The organism is Pseudomonas sp. PGPPP1 (genome assembly GCF_002255865.1).
GTDB lineage: Bacteria > Pseudomonadota > Gammaproteobacteria > Pseudomonadales > Pseudomonadaceae > Aquipseudomonas > Aquipseudomonas cremoris.
In genome coordinates this window covers 1-16,464 of record NZ_NKIG01000051.1, presented here as the reverse complement: position 1 = coordinate 16,464, position 16,464 = coordinate 1, and the positions used below count along the sequence as shown (strand labels likewise).

The window sequence follows — 16,464 nt, the reverse complement described above, 5'->3', positions numbered from 1 at the left end:
CCTGATGAACTGCGTGATTTGATCCTGTGACTATTGATAGCGGCTTTAACCACATCACCGTACTGCTTGACGAAGCCGTTGAGGCTCTCGCCGTACGCGCGGATGGCTGCTATTTGGATGGCACCTTCGGCAGGGGCGGGCACAGCCGGTTGATACTCAGCCAGCTCGGGTCCGACGGTAAGCTCCTCGGGTTCGACAAAGACCCTCAAGCGATTGCCACCGGGCAAGCGCTAGCGGCCGAAGACGGCCGCTTTGTCGTTGTGCAGCGTAGCTTTGCCGAGCTGGGTGCAGAAGTGGCCGAGCGTGGCATGGCGGGCAAGGTGGCCGGGGTTTTGCTCGACCTGGGCGTGTCTTCGCCACAGCTCGACGACCCGGAGCGCGGTTTCAGTTTCATGAACGACGGCCCACTCGATATGCGCATGGACCCGACGCGGGGCATCAGTGCTGCCGAGTTCATTGCCACCGCACCCCATGAAGAAATCACTCGCGTATTCAAGGAATACGGTGAAGAGCGCTTCGCCGGCCGTATGGCGCGCGCCGTGGTCGAGCGTCGGGAAATCCAGCCGTTCGAACGCACCGCCGACCTGGCCGAAGTGCTGAAAGTCGCCAATCCCGCCTGGGAAAAGGGCAAGAACCCGGCGACCCGTGCATTCCAAGGCCTGCGCATTCACGTCAACAACGAATTGGGCGACCTTGAGGCTGGCCTCGAGGCTGCCCTTGACGCGCTGGAAGTGGGCGGTCGCCTGGTGGTGATCAGCTTCCACTCCCTGGAAGACCGCATCGTCAAATTGTTCATGCGTCGCCTGGTTAAAGGTGAGTCCGACAACCTGCCGCGCAACCTGCCGGTGCGTTTCGAAGCCTTTGTGCCGAAAATCAAAATCCATGGCAAAGCGCAGTTCGCTTCCGAAGCCGAACTCAAGGCCAACCCACGTTCCCGTAGCGCCGTCATGCGTGTCGCGGAGAAGTTGCGGTGAGCAAGCTTTTCGCCAAGCCCCTTCCGGGCGGCAGCTTCTTCATGATGCTGTTGTACGTCGGCGTCCTGGTGTCCGCGATAGCGGTGTCCTACAGCGCGCACTACAACCGCCAGTTGCTCAACACCCTGTATGGGGAATTGAGCGTGCGCGACAAGGCGCAAGCGGAGTGGGGTCGGCTGATCCTGGAGCAAAGCACCTGGACGGCTCACAGTCGTATCGAAGTGCTGGCCACCGAACAACTGAAAATGCACATCCCTGGCGCGGCTGAAGTCCGCATGGTGGCGCCATGATGAAACTCGAAGGCGCACTCTACCCGTGGCGCTTCCGCCTGATGCTCGGCTTGCTGGCATTGATGGTGGGGGCGATTGCCTGGCGGATCATCGACCTGCAAGTGGTCGATCGCGACTTCCTGATCGGCCAGGGCGATGCCCGTAGCTTGCGTCATATCCCGATTCCTGCGCACCGCGGCCTGATCACCGACCGCAACGGCGAGCCTCTGGCCGTCAGTACGCCGGTGACGACCCTGTGGGCCAACGCCAAGGAACTGCAGGTTGCCAAGGATCGCTGGCCGGCACTCGCCGCCGCCCTCGGCCAAGACCCTAAAGCCCTGGCTGAACGCCTTGAAGCCCAGGCCAACAAAGAATTCATCTACCTTGTTCGCGGGCTTACCCCCGAACAAGGCCAGCAAGTGCTCGACCTTAAAGTCCCCGGTGTCTATGGCATCGAAGAATTCCGTCGTTTCTACCCAGCCGGTGAAACCACCGCGCATATGGTCGGTTTTACCGACATCGATGACCACGGTCGTGAAGGTGTGGAACTCGCCTACGACGAATGGCTGGCCGGGGTTCCCGGCAAACGGCAAGTCATCAAGGATCGGCGTGGCAGACTGATCAAGGATGTCCAAGTCACTAAAAACGCCAAGGCCGGTAAGCCCTTGGCGTTGTCGATTGACCTGCGTCTGCAATACCTGGCCAACCGCGAGCTGCGCAACGCGATCATCGAGAACGGCGCCAAGGCCGGCAGCCTGGTGATCATGGACGTGAAGACCGGCGAGATCCTTGCCATGGTCAACCAGCCGACCTACAACCCGAACAACCGTCGCAACCTGCAACCGGCGATGATGCGCAACCGCGCAATGATCGACGTGTTCGAGCCGGGTTCGACCATGAAAGCCATCTCGATGAGCGCTGCCCTCGAAACCGGGCGCTGGAAACCCAGCGACAAGGTCGAGGTGTATCCGGGCACCTTGCAGTTGGGCAAATACACCATTCGTGACGTATCCCGTACCGAAGGCCCAGTGCTGGATTTGACAGGTATTTTGATCAACTCCAGTAACGTCGGCATGAGCAAGGTTGCCTTCGATATCGGCGGCGAAACCATCTACCACCTCGCGCAAAAAATCGGCTTGGGCCAACCCACCGGCCTCGACTTCCCTGGCGAGCGAGTGGGCAACCTGCCGAACTACCGCGACTGGAAAAAAGCCGAGACTGCCACGCTTTCGTATGGCTACGGCCTGTCTGTGACCGCGATCCAACTGGCCCACGCCTTCTCTGTGCTGGCCAACAATGGCCGCATGGTGCCGCTGAGCCTGATCCACGTCGACGAAGCACCGAAAGCCACCCAGGTGATCCCGGAAAACGTCGCCAAGACCATGCAAGGCATGCTGCAACAAGTGATCGAAGCGCCACGCGGTGTATTCCGCGCCCAAGTGCCGGCGTATCACGTGGCAGGCAAGTCCGGTACTGCCCGTAAGACATCGGTCGGCACCAAGGGCTACGCCGAGAATTCCTACCGCTCACTGTTTGCCGGTTTCGGCCCGATGAGCGACCCGCGCTACGCCATCGTCGTAGTGATCGATGAACCGAGTAAAGCGGGCTACTTCGGTGGCCTGGTATCGGCGCCGGTGTTCAGCAAAGTGATGTCCGGCACCCTGCGCCTGATGAACATCACCCCGGACAACCTGCCGCCGACCCAACAAGCGAACGCCGGACCACCGGCCGCTGCTGCAAAAGCCAATGGAGGGCGCGGCTGATGTCTCTTAGCCTGAACAAGATTTTCGCCCACGCCGGTCGCGATCTACTGATCCGTGAGCTGAGCCTGGACAGCCGCAATGTACGCGCCGGTGACCTGTTCCTGGCGGTACCGGGCGGCAAGTACGATGGCCGTGCGCATATCGCCGATGCCTTGCAGCGCGGTGCTGCAGCGGTGGCTTATGAAGTGGAAGGCGCCACCGTGCTGCCGATCACTGATGTGCCGTTGATTCCGGTCAAGGGCCTGGCTGCGCAGTTGTCCGATATCGCCGGGCGTTTCTATGGCGACCCGAGCCGTCAGCTCAATCTTGTGGGTGTCACCGGCACCAATGGCAAGACCAGCGTGACCCAATTGATCGCCCAGGCGCTTGATCTGCTGGGCCAGCATTGCGGCATTGTCGGCACGCTCGGCACGGGCTTTTATGGCGCGCTGCAAAGCGGCCTGCACACCACGCCGAACCCTATTGCCGTGCAAGCGACCCTGGCCGACCTGAAAAAGGCCGGTGCAAAGGCGGTTGCGATGGAAGTCTCGTCCCACGGCTTGCACCAAGGCCGCGTTGCTGCGCTGGCCTTTGATGTGGCGGTGATGACCAATCTGTCCCGCGATCACCTGGACTACCACGGCACCATGGAGGCCTACGCCGCCGAAAAGGCCAAGCTGTTTGCCTGGAATGACCTCAAGTGCCGGGTGGTGAATCTGGACGACGAATTCGGTCGCCAGTTGGCTGCGCAAGATCGTGAATCGCGTCTGATCAGCTATAGCCTTCTGGACGCCAGCGCGTACCTGTATTGCCGTGAAGCCCAATTTGACGACGAAGGCGTACGTGCCACGTTGGTCACGCCTCAGGGCGAGCATCACCTGCGCAGCACCTTGCTTGGGCGCTTCAACCTGAGCAACGTTCTTGCCGCCATCGGCGCGTTGCTTGGCCTGGATTACGCCCTGGATGAAATCCTGCGCGTGCTGCCCAAGCTGGAAGGGCCGGTCGGTCGTATGCAGCGCCTGGGTGGCGGCAAGCAACCGCTGGTAGTGGTCGACTATGCGCACACGCCGGACGCACTGGAAAAGGTTCTCGTCGCCCTGCGTCCTCACGCCAAAGGCCGGTTGTTGTGTCTGTTCGGTTGCGGCGGTGATCGTGATCGCGGCAAGCGTCCGTTGATGGCCGAAATCGTCGAGCGTCTGGCTGACGGCGTACTCGTCACCGACGACAACCCGCGCAGCGAAGACCCGAGCCAGATTTTCGACGACATCCGCACAGGCTTCAAAGACGTGTCCAAGGCCACCTTCGTCGCCGGTCGCGGTGCGGCCATCGCCCAATTGATCGCCAGTGCCAATGCCGACGACGTGGTGGTGCTGGCTGGCAAAGGCCACGAGGACTACCAGGAAATCAATGGCGAACGCCATGCCTTCTCCGATCTGGTCGAGGCCGATCACGCCTTGACCGCCTGGGAGGTCGCCCATGCTTAAAGCTATGAAATTCAGCGAACTGACCCAGGCCCTATCGGCCCGCGTACTGTCGAGCGATTGCAACTTCGACGGGGTCAGTATTGACAGCCGCAACATCAAACCCGGGCAACTGTTTGTCGCACTGGCAGGCCCGCGTTTCGATGGTCACGACTACCTGAATGACGTCGCCGCCAAAGGTGCAGTGGGTGCCTTGGTGCAGCGTGAAGTGGCAGATTCCACCTTGCCGCAATTGCTGGTAGCCGATACCCGGTTGGCCCTCGGCCAATTGGGTGCCTTGAACCGCGCCGCTTTCGACAAGCCCGTTGCAGCCGTTACCGGCTCCAGCGGCAAAACCACGGTCAAGGAACTGCTGGCGGGCATCTTGCGTACGCGCGGGCCGGTCCTGGCTACCCGTGGCAACCTGAACAATGATTTCGGTGCACCGCTGACCCTGCTCGAACTGGCCCCGGAACACACGGCGGCGGTGATTGAACTGGGTGCATCGCGTGTTGGCGAAATCGCCTACACCGTGGCGCTGACCAAGCCCCACGTGGCCATTATCAACAACGCCGGTACGGCCCACGTGGGCGAGTTCGGCGGCCCGGAAAAGATCGTCGAAGCCAAGGGCGAAATCCTTGAGGGGCTCGATGCCTCGGGCACCGCTGTATTGAATCTTGACGACAAGGCCTTTGAGACCTGGCGTGTACGCGCCGCCGGTCGCAAGGTGCTGACGTTTGCCGTGCTCAACGCTACGGCTGATTTTCATGCGTCCGACATCACGGTCGATGCGCGTGGATGCCCGTCCTTCACCTTGCATACTCCGCAAGGCAGTGAGCACGTGCAGTTGAACTTGCTGGGCAACCACAACGTTGCTAACGCCTTGGCTGCTGCTGCAGCCGCCCATGCCTTGGGCGTATCGCTGTTCGGTATCGCCACTGGCCTGGGCGCGGTGCAGCCGGTCAAGGGCCGCACCGTGGCGCAGTTGGCGACCAATGGCATGCGCGTGATTGACGACACCTACAACGCCAACCCGTCCTCGATCAATGCTGCGGTAGACCTGCTTAAAACCTTTGCCGGGCGCAAGGTGCTGGTGCTGGGCGATATCGGTGAGTTGGGCGACTGGGCTGAGCAAGGCCACCGCGAAGTCGGTGCCTACGCCGTTGGCAAAGCCGATGCGCTTTACGCCGTGGGTACAAATATGGCCCATGCCGTCAACGCCTTCGGCCCCGGCGCGCGCCATTTCGCCACCCAGGCCGAGCTGATCCAGGCGCTGACTGCGGCTGAACAAGACAAACACACAACCATTTTGATCAAGGGATCGCGCAGCGCGGTGATGGAAAACGTCGTCGCGGCCTTGTGTGGCTCAAGTACGGAGAAACATTAATGCTGCTGCTGCTGGCTGAGTATCTGCAACAGTTCCACAAAGGCTTCGCGGTCTTTCAGTACCTGACCCTGCGCGGGATCCTGGGTGTGCTGACGGCGCTGTCTCTGTCGCTGTTTTTAGGGCCGTGGATGATCCGCACCCTGCAGAACCTGCAAATTGGTCAATCGGTTCGTAATGACGGCCCGCAGTCGCACCTGTCCAAATCCGGCACCCCGACCATGGGCGGTGCGTTGATCCTGTCGTCCATCGGTATCAGCACCTTGCTGTGGGCCGACCTGCACAACCGTTACGTGTGGACCGTGCTGCTGGTGACCTTGTTGTTCGGCGCCATCGGCTGGGTGGATGACTACCGCAAGGTCATCGAGAAAAACTCGAAAGGGCTGCCAAGCCGCTGGAAGTACTTCTGGCAGTCGGTGTTCGGCCTGGGCGCGGCGATTTTCCTCTACACCACGGCGCCAAGCGCAGTAGAAACCACCCTGATCATCCCGATGCTCAAGGACGCCAGCATTCCACTGGGCGTCGGCTTCGTGGTGCTGACCTATTTTGTGATCGTCGGCTCCAGCAACGCCGTTAACCTCACCGATGGCCTCGATGGCCTGGCGATCATGCCGACAGTGATGGTGGGCGGCGCGCTCGGCATCTTCTGCTACCTGTCGGGTAACGTGAAATTCGCTGAATACCTGCTGATCCCCTATGTACCGGGCGCGGGTGAGTTGATCGTGTTCTGCGGCGCACTGATCGGTGCCGGCCTGGGCTTCCTGTGGTTCAACACCTACCCGGCGCAAGTCTTCATGGGTGACGTCGGCGCACTGGCGCTGGGCGCGGCCCTGGGCACCATCGCAGTGATCGTTCGCCAAGAAATCGTGCTGTTCATCATGGGCGGTGTGTTCGTGATGGAAACCCTGTCGGTGGTCATCCAGGTGGCCTCCTTCAAATTGACCGGGCGCCGCGTGTTCCGCATGGCGCCGATTCACCACCACTTTGAACTCAAGGGCTGGCCCGAGCCGCGCGTGATCGTGCGCTTCTGGATCATCACCGTGATTCTGGTACTGGTTGGCCTTGCCACCCTGAAACTGAGGTAGAAACGAGTGTCCCTGATCGCTTCAGACCACTTCCGCATCGTTGTCGGCCTCGGCAAGAGCGGCATGTCCCTGGTTCGCTTCCTGGCGAACCGGGGCAAGCCGTTTGCCGTGGCCGATACGCGGGAAAATCCACCGGAGCTGGTCACGCTGCGCCGTGACTACCCGCACGTGGAAGTGCGTTGTGGCGAGCTGGATGTCGAGTTTCTGTGCCGCGCCGATGAGCTCTACGTGAGCCCTGGCCTGGCCCTGGCGACACCGGCCCTGCAAGCGGCAGCCGCGCGTGGCGTGAAGCTGTCCGGCGATATCGACCTGTTCGCGCGTAACGCGCAGGCGCCGATCATCGCCATCAGCGGTTCCAACGCGAAAAGCACCGTCACCACGTTGGTCGGCGAGATGGCGGCTGCGGCGGGCAAGCGTGTCGCGGTGGGCGGCAACCTTGGTACGCCGGCGCTGGACCTGCTCAGCGATGACATCGAGCTGTACGTGATGGAGCTGTCGAGCTTCCAACTGGAAACCACTCATGATCTCGGTGCCGAAGTGGCAACCGTGCTGAACGTGAGTGAAGACCACATGGACCGCTACAGCGGCCTGCCGGCTTATCACTTGGCCAAGCACCGGATCTTCCGTGGCGCCAAGCAGGTCGTGGTCAACCGTCAGGATGCCCTGAGCCGTCCGCTGATGGGTGAGGGCCTGCCATGCTGGACCTTTGGCCTGAGCAAACCCGACTTCAAAGCTTTCGGTATTCGTGAAGAGAACGGTGAGAAATACCTGGCCTTCGAATTCCAGAACCTGATGCCGGTGCGCGAGTTGAAAATTCGTGGCGCCCATAACCAGTCCAATGCCCTTGCGGCCCTGGCACTGGGGCATGCCGTTGGCCTGCCCTTCGACGCCATGCTGTCGGCCCTGCGTACCTTTGGCGGCCTAGAGCATCGCTGCCAATGGGTACGCGACCTCGACGGCGTCAGCTATTACAACGACTCCAAGGCCACCAACGTCGGTGCAGCCCTGGCTGCCATCGAAGGCCTGGGCGCCGATATCGAAGGCAAGCTCGTGCTGATCGCCGGTGGTGACGGCAAGGGTGCCGATTTCAAGGACCTCAAAGGCCCTGTGAGCGAGCATTGCCGCGCCGTGGTGCTGATGGGCCGTGACTCCGACCTGATCGCCGCCGCCCTGGGTGACGCTGTGCCGCAAGTGCGTGCCTCCTCCCTGGACGACGCGATTACCCAATGCAGGGCCCTGGCCCAGCCGGGCGACGCGGTGCTGCTGTCGCCGGCGTGTGCCAGTTTCGACATGTTCAAGAACTACGAAGAGCGCGGCCAGTTGTTCGCACGCGCCGTGGAGGGCTTGGCATGAGCATCAATTTCCGGAACATCATCAAGCCGTACCCGTCGCCGATCATTACCGGGCGCGGTATCGACCTCGATTTCCCAATGCTTGCCGGTTGCCTGGCGCTTCTGGGCCTGGGCCTGGTGATGATCACCTCGGCATCGTCCGAAGTGGCTGCGGTGCAATCGGGCAACACCCTGTACATGATGATCCGTCACCTGGTTTACCTGGTGCTCGGCCTCGGCGCATGCATCGTGACGATGATGATCCCTATCGCCACCTGGCAGCGCCTGGGCTGGCTGATGCTTATCGGTGCGTTTGGTTTGCTGATCATGGTGATCCTGCCCGGCATTGGCCGGGAGGTGAACGGTTCGATGCGTTGGATCGGCTTCGGTGCGTTCAACGTGCAGCCTTCGGAAATCGCCAAGGTGTTCGTGGTGATCTACCTCGCCGGCTACCTGGTGCGCCGCCAGAAAGAAGTGCGCGAAAGCTGGATGGGCTTTTTCAAGCCGTTCATTGTGCTGCTGCCTATGGCTGGCCTGTTGCTGATGGAGCCTGACTTCGGTGCCACCGTCGTGATGATGGGGGCCGCTGCGGCGATGCTGTTCCTCGGTGGCGTGGGCTTGTTCCGTTTCACCTTGATGGTGGTGCTGGCGGTCGCTGCGGTAACGATTCTGGTGCAGGCGCAACCGTACCGGATGGCCCGTCTGATTACCTTTACCGACCCGTGGTCCGACCAGTTCGGTTCCGGCTACCAGTTGACCCAGGCACTCATCGCCTTTGGTCGCGGCGAGTGGCTGGGCGTGGGCCTGGGTAACAGCGTGCAGAAGCAGTTCTACCTGCCGGAAGCGCACACCGACTTCGTGTTCTCGGTACTCGCCGAAGAACTGGGCGTCGTGGGTTCGCTGTGCACCGTCGCGCTGTTCGTGTTCGTGTGTGTACGCGGCATGTACATCGGCCTGTGGGCTGAGAAGGCTAAACAGTATTTCGCCGCGTATGTGGCGTACGGCTTGTCGTTCCTGTGGATCGGCCAGTTCCTGATCAATATCGGTGTAAACGTCGGCCTGCTGCCGACCAAGGGCCTGACCTTGCCGTTCCTCAGTTACGGCGGCAGTTCGTTGGTGATTTGCTGCGCCTGTCTCGGTTTGTTGCTGCGCATCGAATGGGAGAGTCGAACCCACTTGGGTAGCGAAGAGATGGAATTCAGTGAAAGTGACTTTGCCGAGGAGCCGACCCATGGGCGCTAACGTGCTGATCATGGCAGGCGGCACCGGGGGCCACGTGTTCCCGGCCTTGGCGTGTGCACGTGAGTTTCAGAACCGTGGCTACACCGTGCACTGGTTGGGCACGCCGCGTGGAATCGAAAATGAATTGGTGCCGAATGCGGGTTTGCCGTTGCATTTGATCAACGTCACCGGCCTGCGCGGCAAGGGCAAGTTGTCCCTGCTCAAGGCGCCGTTCGTGTTGCTCAAGGCAGTATGGCAAGCACGTAAAGTGATTCGTGAGTTGAAGCCGGTCTGCGTGCTGGGCTTTGGCGGTTATGTGACCGGTCCTGGTGGCGTTGCGGCTCGACTCGCTGGCGTGCCGGTGATCGTGCACGAGCAGAACGCCGTGGCCGGTACCGCCAACCGTTTGCTGGTGCCCCTGGCAGCACGGGTGTGCGAGGCCTTCCCGAAGACCTTTGGTGCATCGGACAAACTGCGTACCACCGGCAACCCGGTGCGCACCGAACTGTTTATGGACATCGCCCGTGAAGCGTTGCCCGGACGCAAGGCGCACCTGCTGATCATGGGCGGAAGCCTGGGGTCCGAGCCGTTGAACAAACTGCTGCCGGAAGCGCTGGCGCAACTCCCTGTGGAATTGCGTCCGGAAGTCTTCCATCAGGCTGGCAAAAACCACGGTGAAGTCACCGCCACGCGTTATCGCGAAGCGGGTGTAGAGGCGAACATACAGCCCTTCATCAAAGACATGGCCCAAGCCTATGGCTGGGCCGACCTGGTGGTCTGCCGCTCCGGTGCGCTGACCGTCAGTGAACTGGCTGCCGCCGGTCTGCCGTCCTTGCTGGTGCCTTTGCCCCATGCGATCGACGATCACCAGACCCGCAACGCCGAATATTTGGCCGGGGAGGGCGCTGCCTTCCTGCTGCCGCAAAGAACGACTGGCGCCGCCGATTTGGCCGCACGCCTGACCGAGGTTTTGATGCAACCGGAACGACTCAACAGCATGGCGAGCACCGCAAGCCGCCTGGCCAAACCTGACGCAACCCGCACCGTGGTCGATATCTGCCTGGAGGTGGCCCATGGTTGAGAATCAGAAAGCCATGCCACAACCCGAGATGCGCCGCATCCGTCGCATCCACTTCGTCGGTATCGGCGGTGTGGGCATGTGCGGCATTGCCGAAGTATTGCTGAACCTGGGGTACCAGGTGTCTGGCTCCGACTTGAAAGAGTCGCCGGTCACTGATCGCCTGAAAACCTTCGGTGCGCAAATCTTCATCGGCCACCGTGCCGAGAACGCTGCCGAGGCCGACGTGCTGGTGGTGTCCAGTGCCGTGAACACCTCCAACCCGGAAGTGGCCACCGCCCTTGAACGCCGTATTCCCGTGGTGCCACGCGCCGAGATGCTGGCCGAGCTGATGCGCTATCGCCACGGCATCGCCGTCGCCGGTACCCACGGCAAAACCACCACCACCAGCCTGATCGCCTCAGTGTTCGCCGCCGGTGGCCTGGACCCGACCTTTGTGATTGGTGGCCGCCTGAATGCAGCGGGCACCAATGCCCAGCTTGGCACCAGCCGGTACCTGATTGCCGAAGCCGATGAAAGTGACGCGAGCTTCCTGCACCTGCAGCCGCTGGTTGCCGTGGTCACCAACATCGACGAAGACCACATGGCCACCTACGACGGTGACTTCAACAAGTTGAAGAAAACCTTCGTCGAATTCCTGCACAACCTGCCGTTCTATGGTTTGGCCGTGGTGTGCCTGGACGATCCGGTCGTGCGCGAAATCCTGCCGTTGGTCAAGCGCCCAACCGTGACCTATGGCTTCAGCGAAGACGCCGATGTGCGTGCGATCAATGTGCGTCAGGAAGGCATGCAAACCTTCTTCACCGTGTTGCGTCCCGACCGCGAGCCGCTGGACGTCTCGGTCAACATGCCGGGCAACCACAACGTACTCAACTCCCTGGCGACCATTTGCATCGCCACCGATGAGGGCGTCAGCGATGAAGCCATCGTTGAAGGCCTGTCGCGCTTTGCCGGCGTGGGTCGTCGCTTCCAGGTCTACGGCCAGTTGCCGGTAGAAGGCGGTGACGTGATGCTGGTGGATGACTACGGTCACCACCCGACTGAAGTGGCTGCGGTGATCAAGGCTGTCCGCGGCGGTTGGCCGGAGCGCCGTTTGGTAATGGTTTACCAACCGCACCGCTATAGCCGTACGCGCGACTTGTACGACGATTTTGTCAATGTACTGGCCGATGCCAACGTGCTGCTGCTGATGGAAGTCTACCCGGCGGGTGAAGAGCCGATCCCGGGAGCGGACAGCCGCAAGCTGTGCAACAGCATTCGTCAGCGCGGTCAATTGGACCCGATCTACATCGAGCGTGGCGTAGACCTGGCGCCGATCGTCAAGCCGCTGCTGCGTGCCGGCGACATTTTGCTGTGCCAGGGTGCCGGTGACATTGGCGGCCTTGCCCCTAAATTGCTGGCGAGCCCGCTGTTCGCTGCTGCCAAGGGAGCGTCGAAATGAACACTGATTACGCCTCCCTGTTTTCGACCATCACACCTGCCGATTTCGGTCGCGTGGCTGTACTGTTCGGCGGCAAGAGCGCCGAGCGCGAAGTGTCGCTCAAGTCCGGCAATGCCGTGCTCGAAGCGCTGCAAAGCGCCGGTGTGAACGCATTCGGCATCGACGTGGGCGATGACTTCCTTGCTCGCTTGCAGGCTGAGAAGATCGACCGCGCGTTCATCATCCTCCACGGCCGTGGCGGTGAAGACGGCAGCATGCAAGGCCTGCTGGAATGCGCCGGCATCCCTTACACCGGCAGTGGCATCCTCGCTTCCGCGTTGGCGATGGACAAGTTGCGCACCAAGCAGGTGTGGCACAGCCTGGGCATTCCAACCCCGCGTCACAGTGTGCTGTGCAGCGAAGACGATTGTATTTCTGCAGCCAAGGAACTGGGCCTGCCTTTGATCGTCAAACCTGCCCATGAAGGCTCCAGTATCGGCATGGCCAAAGTGAACTCGGCCGCTGAATTGATCGACGCATGGAAAGCGGCAAGTACCTACGATTCGCAAGTGTTGGTGGAACAGTGGATCCAGGGTCCCGAGTACACCATCGCCACCCTGCGTGGCCAGGTATTGCCGCCTATCGCATTGGGCACGCCCCACACCTTTTACGACTACGACGCCAAGTACGTGGCCTCCGATACCCAGTACCGGATCCCGTGCGGCCTCGACGCAGCCAAGGAACAGGAATTGATGGACCTCACGGCAAAAGCCTGTGAGGCGCTGGGTATCGCCGGTTGGGCGCGGGCAGACGTGATGCAGGATGACCAAGGGAATTTCTGGTTCCTGGAAGTCAACACCGCTCCCGGCATGACCGATCACAGCTTGGTACCTATGGCCGCTCGTGCCGCCGGTTTGGATTTCCAGCAGTTGGTGCTGGCGATCCTGGCCGCAAGCATTGAGCCAAGAGGCTAAGAACATGAACGGCGCATCGCTTCGTCATCAGCCCCCACAAGCACCCGGTCGCAAGCCGGTGCCCCGGGGTGCCAGCCGAATGGTGGCTAAAGAGCCGATGTCGGTGCGCTTGCCGAAAGCCAACTTTGGTTTCCTCAAGGCGCTGTTCTGGCCGGTGCTGCTGGTGGTGTTGGGCTTTGGAACCTACGAAGGCGCGCAGCGTCTGTTGCCCTATGCCGATCGGCCGATCACCAAGATCAGCGTGCAGGGCGACTTGAGCTACATCAGCCAGCAAGCGGTGCAGCAGCGTATCGGCCCGTACCTGGCGGCGAGCTTCTTCACCATCGACTTGGCGGGTATGCGCTCGGAGCTGGAGCAAATGCCGTGGATCGCCCACGCCGAAGTCCGTCGCGTCTGGCCGGACCAGGTGACGATCCGCCTGGAAGAACAACTGCCCGTGGCCCGTTGGGGTGACGAAGCGCTGTTGAACAACCAGGGCCAGGCGTTCACCCCGCGTGAGCTGGCCAACTACGAGCACCTGCCGCAGCTGTTCGGGCCGCAGCGGGCGCAGCAGCAAGTGATGCAGCAGTACCAGGCCTTGAGCCAGATGCTGCGGCCTATGGGCTTCTCCATTGCACGCCTGGAACTGCGTGAACGGGGTAGCTGGTTTTTGACGACCGGGGCAGGCAGTTCCGGCCCGGGCATCCAGTTGTTGCTGGGACGCGACCGCTTGGTGGAAAAGATGCGCCGCTTCATTGCCATCTACGACAAGACCTTGAAAGAACAGATTACGAACATTGCGAGCGTCGACCTGCGTTACGCCAACGGCCTTGCCGTCGGCTGGCGTGAACCGGCTGCGCCCACGGCAGCGCAACCCGCTGTCGCGAAGAATTAAGAAGAGGCAGGACCCATGGCAAACGTGCAAAGCGGCAAAATGATCGTCGGTCTCGATATCGGCACCTCCAAGGTGGTGGCGCTGGTGGGCGAGGTCGGTGAAGACGGCGTGATCGAGATCGTCGGTATTGGCACGCATCCGTCCCGGGGCCTGAAGAAGGGCGTGGTGGTGAACATTGAGTCCACCGTGCAATCGATCCAGCGCGCTATCGAAGAAGCGCAGCTGATGGCCGGTTGCCGGATTCACTCGGCGTTCGTCGGCGTGGCCGGCAACCATATCCGCAGCCTGAACTCCCACGGCATCGTGGCGATCCGCGACCGTGAAGTCAGCTCGGCCGACCTTGAGCGCGTACTCGACGCTGCCCAGGCCGTTGCGATCCCGGCTGACCAGCGCGTATTGCACACCCTGCCGCAGGACTACGTGATCGATAACCAGGAAGGCGTTCGCGAGCCGCTAGGCATGTCGGGTGTACGCCTGGAAGCCAAGGTCCACGTGGTGACCTGCGCGGTCAACGCCGCACAAAACATTGAAAAATGCGTGCGCCGCTGTGGCCTGGAAATCGACGACATCATTCTTGAGCAGTTGGCCTCGGCCTACTCGGTACTGACCGACGACGAAAAAGAACTGGGCGTGTGCCTGGTGGACATCGGCGGCGGCACCACCGACATCGCGATCTTCACCGAAGGTGCGATCCGTCACACCGCCGTGATCCCGATTGCCGGCGACCAGGTGACCAACGATATCGCCATGGCGCTGCGGACACCGACCCAGTACGCCGAAGAAATCAAGATCCGCTACGCCTGCGCCCTGGCCAAGCTGGCCGGTGCCGGCGAGACCATCAAGGTGCCAAGCGTGGGCGACCGTCCACCGCGCGAACTGTCGCGCCAGGCCCTGGCCGAAGTGGTCGAGCCGCGTTACGACGAACTGTTCACCCTGATCCAGGCGGAACTGCGTCGCAGCGGCTACGAAGATTTGATCCCGGCCGGCATCGTGCTGACCGGCGGTACTTCGAAGATGGAAGGCGCGGTCGAACTCGCCGAGGAAATCTTCCACATGCCGGTTCGCCTGGGCGTGCCTCACGGCGTGAAAGGCCTGGGCGACGTGGTCCGCAACCCGATTTATTCCACCGGTGTGGGCTTGCTGTTGTACGGACTGCAAAAGCAGACCGACGGCATTTCCCTGTCGGGCCCAAGCATCCGTGACAGCTACCGCAACGACGACGAAGCGAAAGCGCCGTTGTTCGAGCGGCTGCAGGCTTGGGTAAAAGGCAATTTCTAAAGATTTACCGCAGCACCGTTGTAAGCAGTAGGCGAAAAAACTAGAGAAATGAAAGGAGAGGGAACATGTTCGAACTCGTAGACAACATCCCCGCAAGCCCGGTTATTAAAGTAATCGGTGTCGGCGGTGGCGGCGGCAACGCTGTCAACCACATGGTCAAGAGCAACATTGAAGGCGTTGAATTCATCTGCGCCAACACTGATGCCCAGGCGCTGAAAAGCATCGGCGCGCGGACCATCCTGCAATTGGGCACCGCCGTGACCAAGGGCCTTGGCGCTGGCGCCAACCCGGAAGTCGGCCGTCAAGCCGCACTGGAAGACCGCGAGCGTATTGCCGAAGTGCTGCAAGGCACCAACATGGTGTTCATCACCACCGGCATGGGCGGCGGTACCGGTACCGGTGCTGCACCAATCATTGCCGAAGTGGCCAAGGAAATGGGCATTCTGACGGTTGCTGTTGTAACCCGTCCGTTCCCGTTCGAAGGTCGCAAGCGCATGCAGATCGCCGACGAAGGCATCCGTCTGCTGTCTGAAAGCGTCGACTCGTTGATCACTATTCCTAACGAGAAGCTGCTGACCATCCTGGGCAAGGACGCAAGCCTGCTGTCCGCATTCGCCAAGGCTGACGATGTACTGGCCGGTGCCGTTCGCGGTATCTCCGACATCATCAAGCGCCCAGGCATGATCAACGTCGACTTTGCCGACGTACGTACTGTCATGAGCGAAATGGGCATGGCAATGATGGGCACTGGCTGCGCCAGCGGTCCTAACCGTGCACGTGAAGCTACTGAAGCGGCCATCCGCAACCCGTTGCTCGAAGACGTGAACCTGCAAGGCGCACGCGGCATCCTGGTGAACATCACCGCCGGTCCTGACCTGTCCCTGGGTGAGTACTCCGACGTGGGTAGCATCATCGAAGCCTTCGCTTCCGAGCACGCCATGGTCAAAGTCGGTACCGTTATCGACCCGGATATGCGCGACGAGCTGCATGTAACCGTGGTAGCTACCGGCCTGGGCGCGAAAATCGAGAAGCCTGTGAAGGTTATCGACAACACCGTTCACACTGGCCATAACAGCCACGCCAGCCAGCAAGCTGCCGCTCCAGCGCCTGCGCGCCAGGAACTGCCGTCTGTTAACTACCGTGATCTGGACCGTCCGACCGTGATGCGCAACCAGGCTCAGGCCGGTGCTGCGGCGTCCCGTAGCCCGAATCCGCAAGATGATCTGGACTACTTGGACATCCCGGCTTTCCTGCGTCGTCAGGCCGATTGATGGAATGTATCAGGGCTATGAAGGTGATTGGTGTTCAGCAAAGGTCTGGTCTGCTATTATCGCCAGCCTTTGTTGATACCAGTTCGCAATTTGCGCTCAAGCG

The 16,464-nt window shown here is 61.2% G+C and carries 14 protein-coding genes; all 14 read left to right on the top strand.

The features are described 5' to 3' along the window. Positions 1 to 26 precede the first annotated feature (26 nt). The 14 genes from rsmH (at position 27) to ftsZ (ending at position 16,361) form a co-directional block, all read left to right on the top strand. Positions 27 to 974 carry a 16S rRNA (cytosine(1402)-N(4))-methyltransferase RsmH gene (gene rsmH / locus CFE47_RS30215; RefSeq protein WP_167496641.1) on the top strand — a complete coding sequence of 316 codons (948 nt, stop codon included), beginning with the start codon at positions 27 to 29 and terminating at the stop codon, positions 972 to 974. Beyond that, positions 971 to 1,264, top strand: coding sequence for a cell division protein FtsL (gene ftsL / locus CFE47_RS30210; RefSeq protein WP_017738702.1), 294 nt, complete (start codon positions 971 to 973; stop codon positions 1,262 to 1,264). The genes rsmH and ftsL overlap by 4 nt, the downstream gene beginning before the upstream one ends. Then, positions 1,264 to 3,006: a peptidoglycan D,D-transpeptidase FtsI family protein gene (locus CFE47_RS30205; protein WP_185708455.1), complete on the top strand. Its 1,743-nt coding sequence runs from the start codon at positions 1,264 to 1,266 to the stop codon at positions 3,004 to 3,006. The genes ftsL and CFE47_RS30205 overlap by 1 nt, the downstream gene beginning before the upstream one ends. Then, positions 3,006 to 4,469, top strand: a complete 1,464-nt coding sequence (locus CFE47_RS30200) for a UDP-N-acetylmuramoyl-L-alanyl-D-glutamate--2,6-diaminopimelate ligase (protein WP_286842715.1) — start codon at positions 3,006 to 3,008, stop codon at positions 4,467 to 4,469. The genes CFE47_RS30205 and CFE47_RS30200 overlap by 1 nt, the downstream gene beginning before the upstream one ends. Continuing rightward, on the top strand, positions 4,462 to 5,832 hold the full coding sequence (locus tag CFE47_RS30195) for a UDP-N-acetylmuramoyl-tripeptide--D-alanyl-D-alanine ligase (RefSeq protein WP_286842713.1): 1,371 nt from the start codon (positions 4,462 to 4,464) through the stop codon (positions 5,830 to 5,832). Before CFE47_RS30200 ends, CFE47_RS30195 begins: the two co-directional genes overlap by 8 nt. After that, the gene (gene mraY, locus CFE47_RS30190; RefSeq protein ID WP_185708402.1) at positions 5,832 to 6,914 is read left to right on the top strand and encodes a phospho-N-acetylmuramoyl-pentapeptide-transferase; all 1,083 of its coding nucleotides are present in this window, start codon (positions 5,832 to 5,834) and stop codon (positions 6,912 to 6,914) included. The genes CFE47_RS30195 and mraY overlap by 1 nt, the downstream gene beginning before the upstream one ends. Positions 6,915 to 6,920: 6 nt before the next feature. Further along, positions 6,921 to 8,267: a UDP-N-acetylmuramoyl-L-alanine--D-glutamate ligase gene (gene murD, locus CFE47_RS30185; RefSeq protein ID WP_286842711.1), complete on the top strand. Its 1,347-nt coding sequence runs from the start codon at positions 6,921 to 6,923 to the stop codon at positions 8,265 to 8,267. Continuing rightward, positions 8,264 to 9,487, top strand: a complete 1,224-nt coding sequence (gene ftsW, locus CFE47_RS30180) for a putative lipid II flippase FtsW (RefSeq protein WP_185708404.1) — start codon at positions 8,264 to 8,266, stop codon at positions 9,485 to 9,487. The genes murD and ftsW overlap by 4 nt, the downstream gene beginning before the upstream one ends. Beyond that, entirely contained in the window at positions 9,477 to 10,547 is a 1,071-nt protein-coding gene (gene murG, locus CFE47_RS30175) for an undecaprenyldiphospho-muramoylpentapeptide beta-N-acetylglucosaminyltransferase (RefSeq protein ID WP_286842707.1), read from the top strand. The genes ftsW and murG overlap by 11 nt, the downstream gene beginning before the upstream one ends. Further along, positions 10,540 to 11,985, top strand: a complete 1,446-nt coding sequence (gene murC, locus CFE47_RS30170; protein ID WP_185708406.1) for a UDP-N-acetylmuramate--L-alanine ligase — start codon at positions 10,540 to 10,542, stop codon at positions 11,983 to 11,985. Before murG ends, murC begins: the two co-directional genes overlap by 8 nt. Continuing rightward, on the top strand, positions 11,982 to 12,938 hold the full coding sequence (locus CFE47_RS30165; protein ID WP_286842702.1) for a D-alanine--D-alanine ligase: 957 nt from the start codon (positions 11,982 to 11,984) through the stop codon (positions 12,936 to 12,938). The genes murC and CFE47_RS30165 overlap by 4 nt, the downstream gene beginning before the upstream one ends. A 4-nt stretch (positions 12,939 to 12,942) precedes the next feature. Continuing rightward, the gene (locus tag CFE47_RS30160) at positions 12,943 to 13,812 is read left to right on the top strand and encodes a cell division protein FtsQ/DivIB (protein ID WP_286842699.1); all 870 of its coding nucleotides are present in this window, start codon (positions 12,943 to 12,945) and stop codon (positions 13,810 to 13,812) included. A gap of 15 nt (positions 13,813 to 13,827) precedes the next feature. Next, complete coding sequence (gene ftsA / locus CFE47_RS30155) at positions 13,828 to 15,090, top strand: cell division protein FtsA (RefSeq protein WP_185708409.1); 1,263 nt, start codon at positions 13,828 to 13,830, stop codon at positions 15,088 to 15,090. Between the two features lie 65 nt (positions 15,091 to 15,155). Continuing rightward, entirely contained in the window at positions 15,156 to 16,361 is a 1,206-nt protein-coding gene (gene ftsZ / locus CFE47_RS30150) for a cell division protein FtsZ (protein ID WP_017138180.1), read from the top strand. Positions 16,362 to 16,464: the final 103 nt, after the last annotated feature.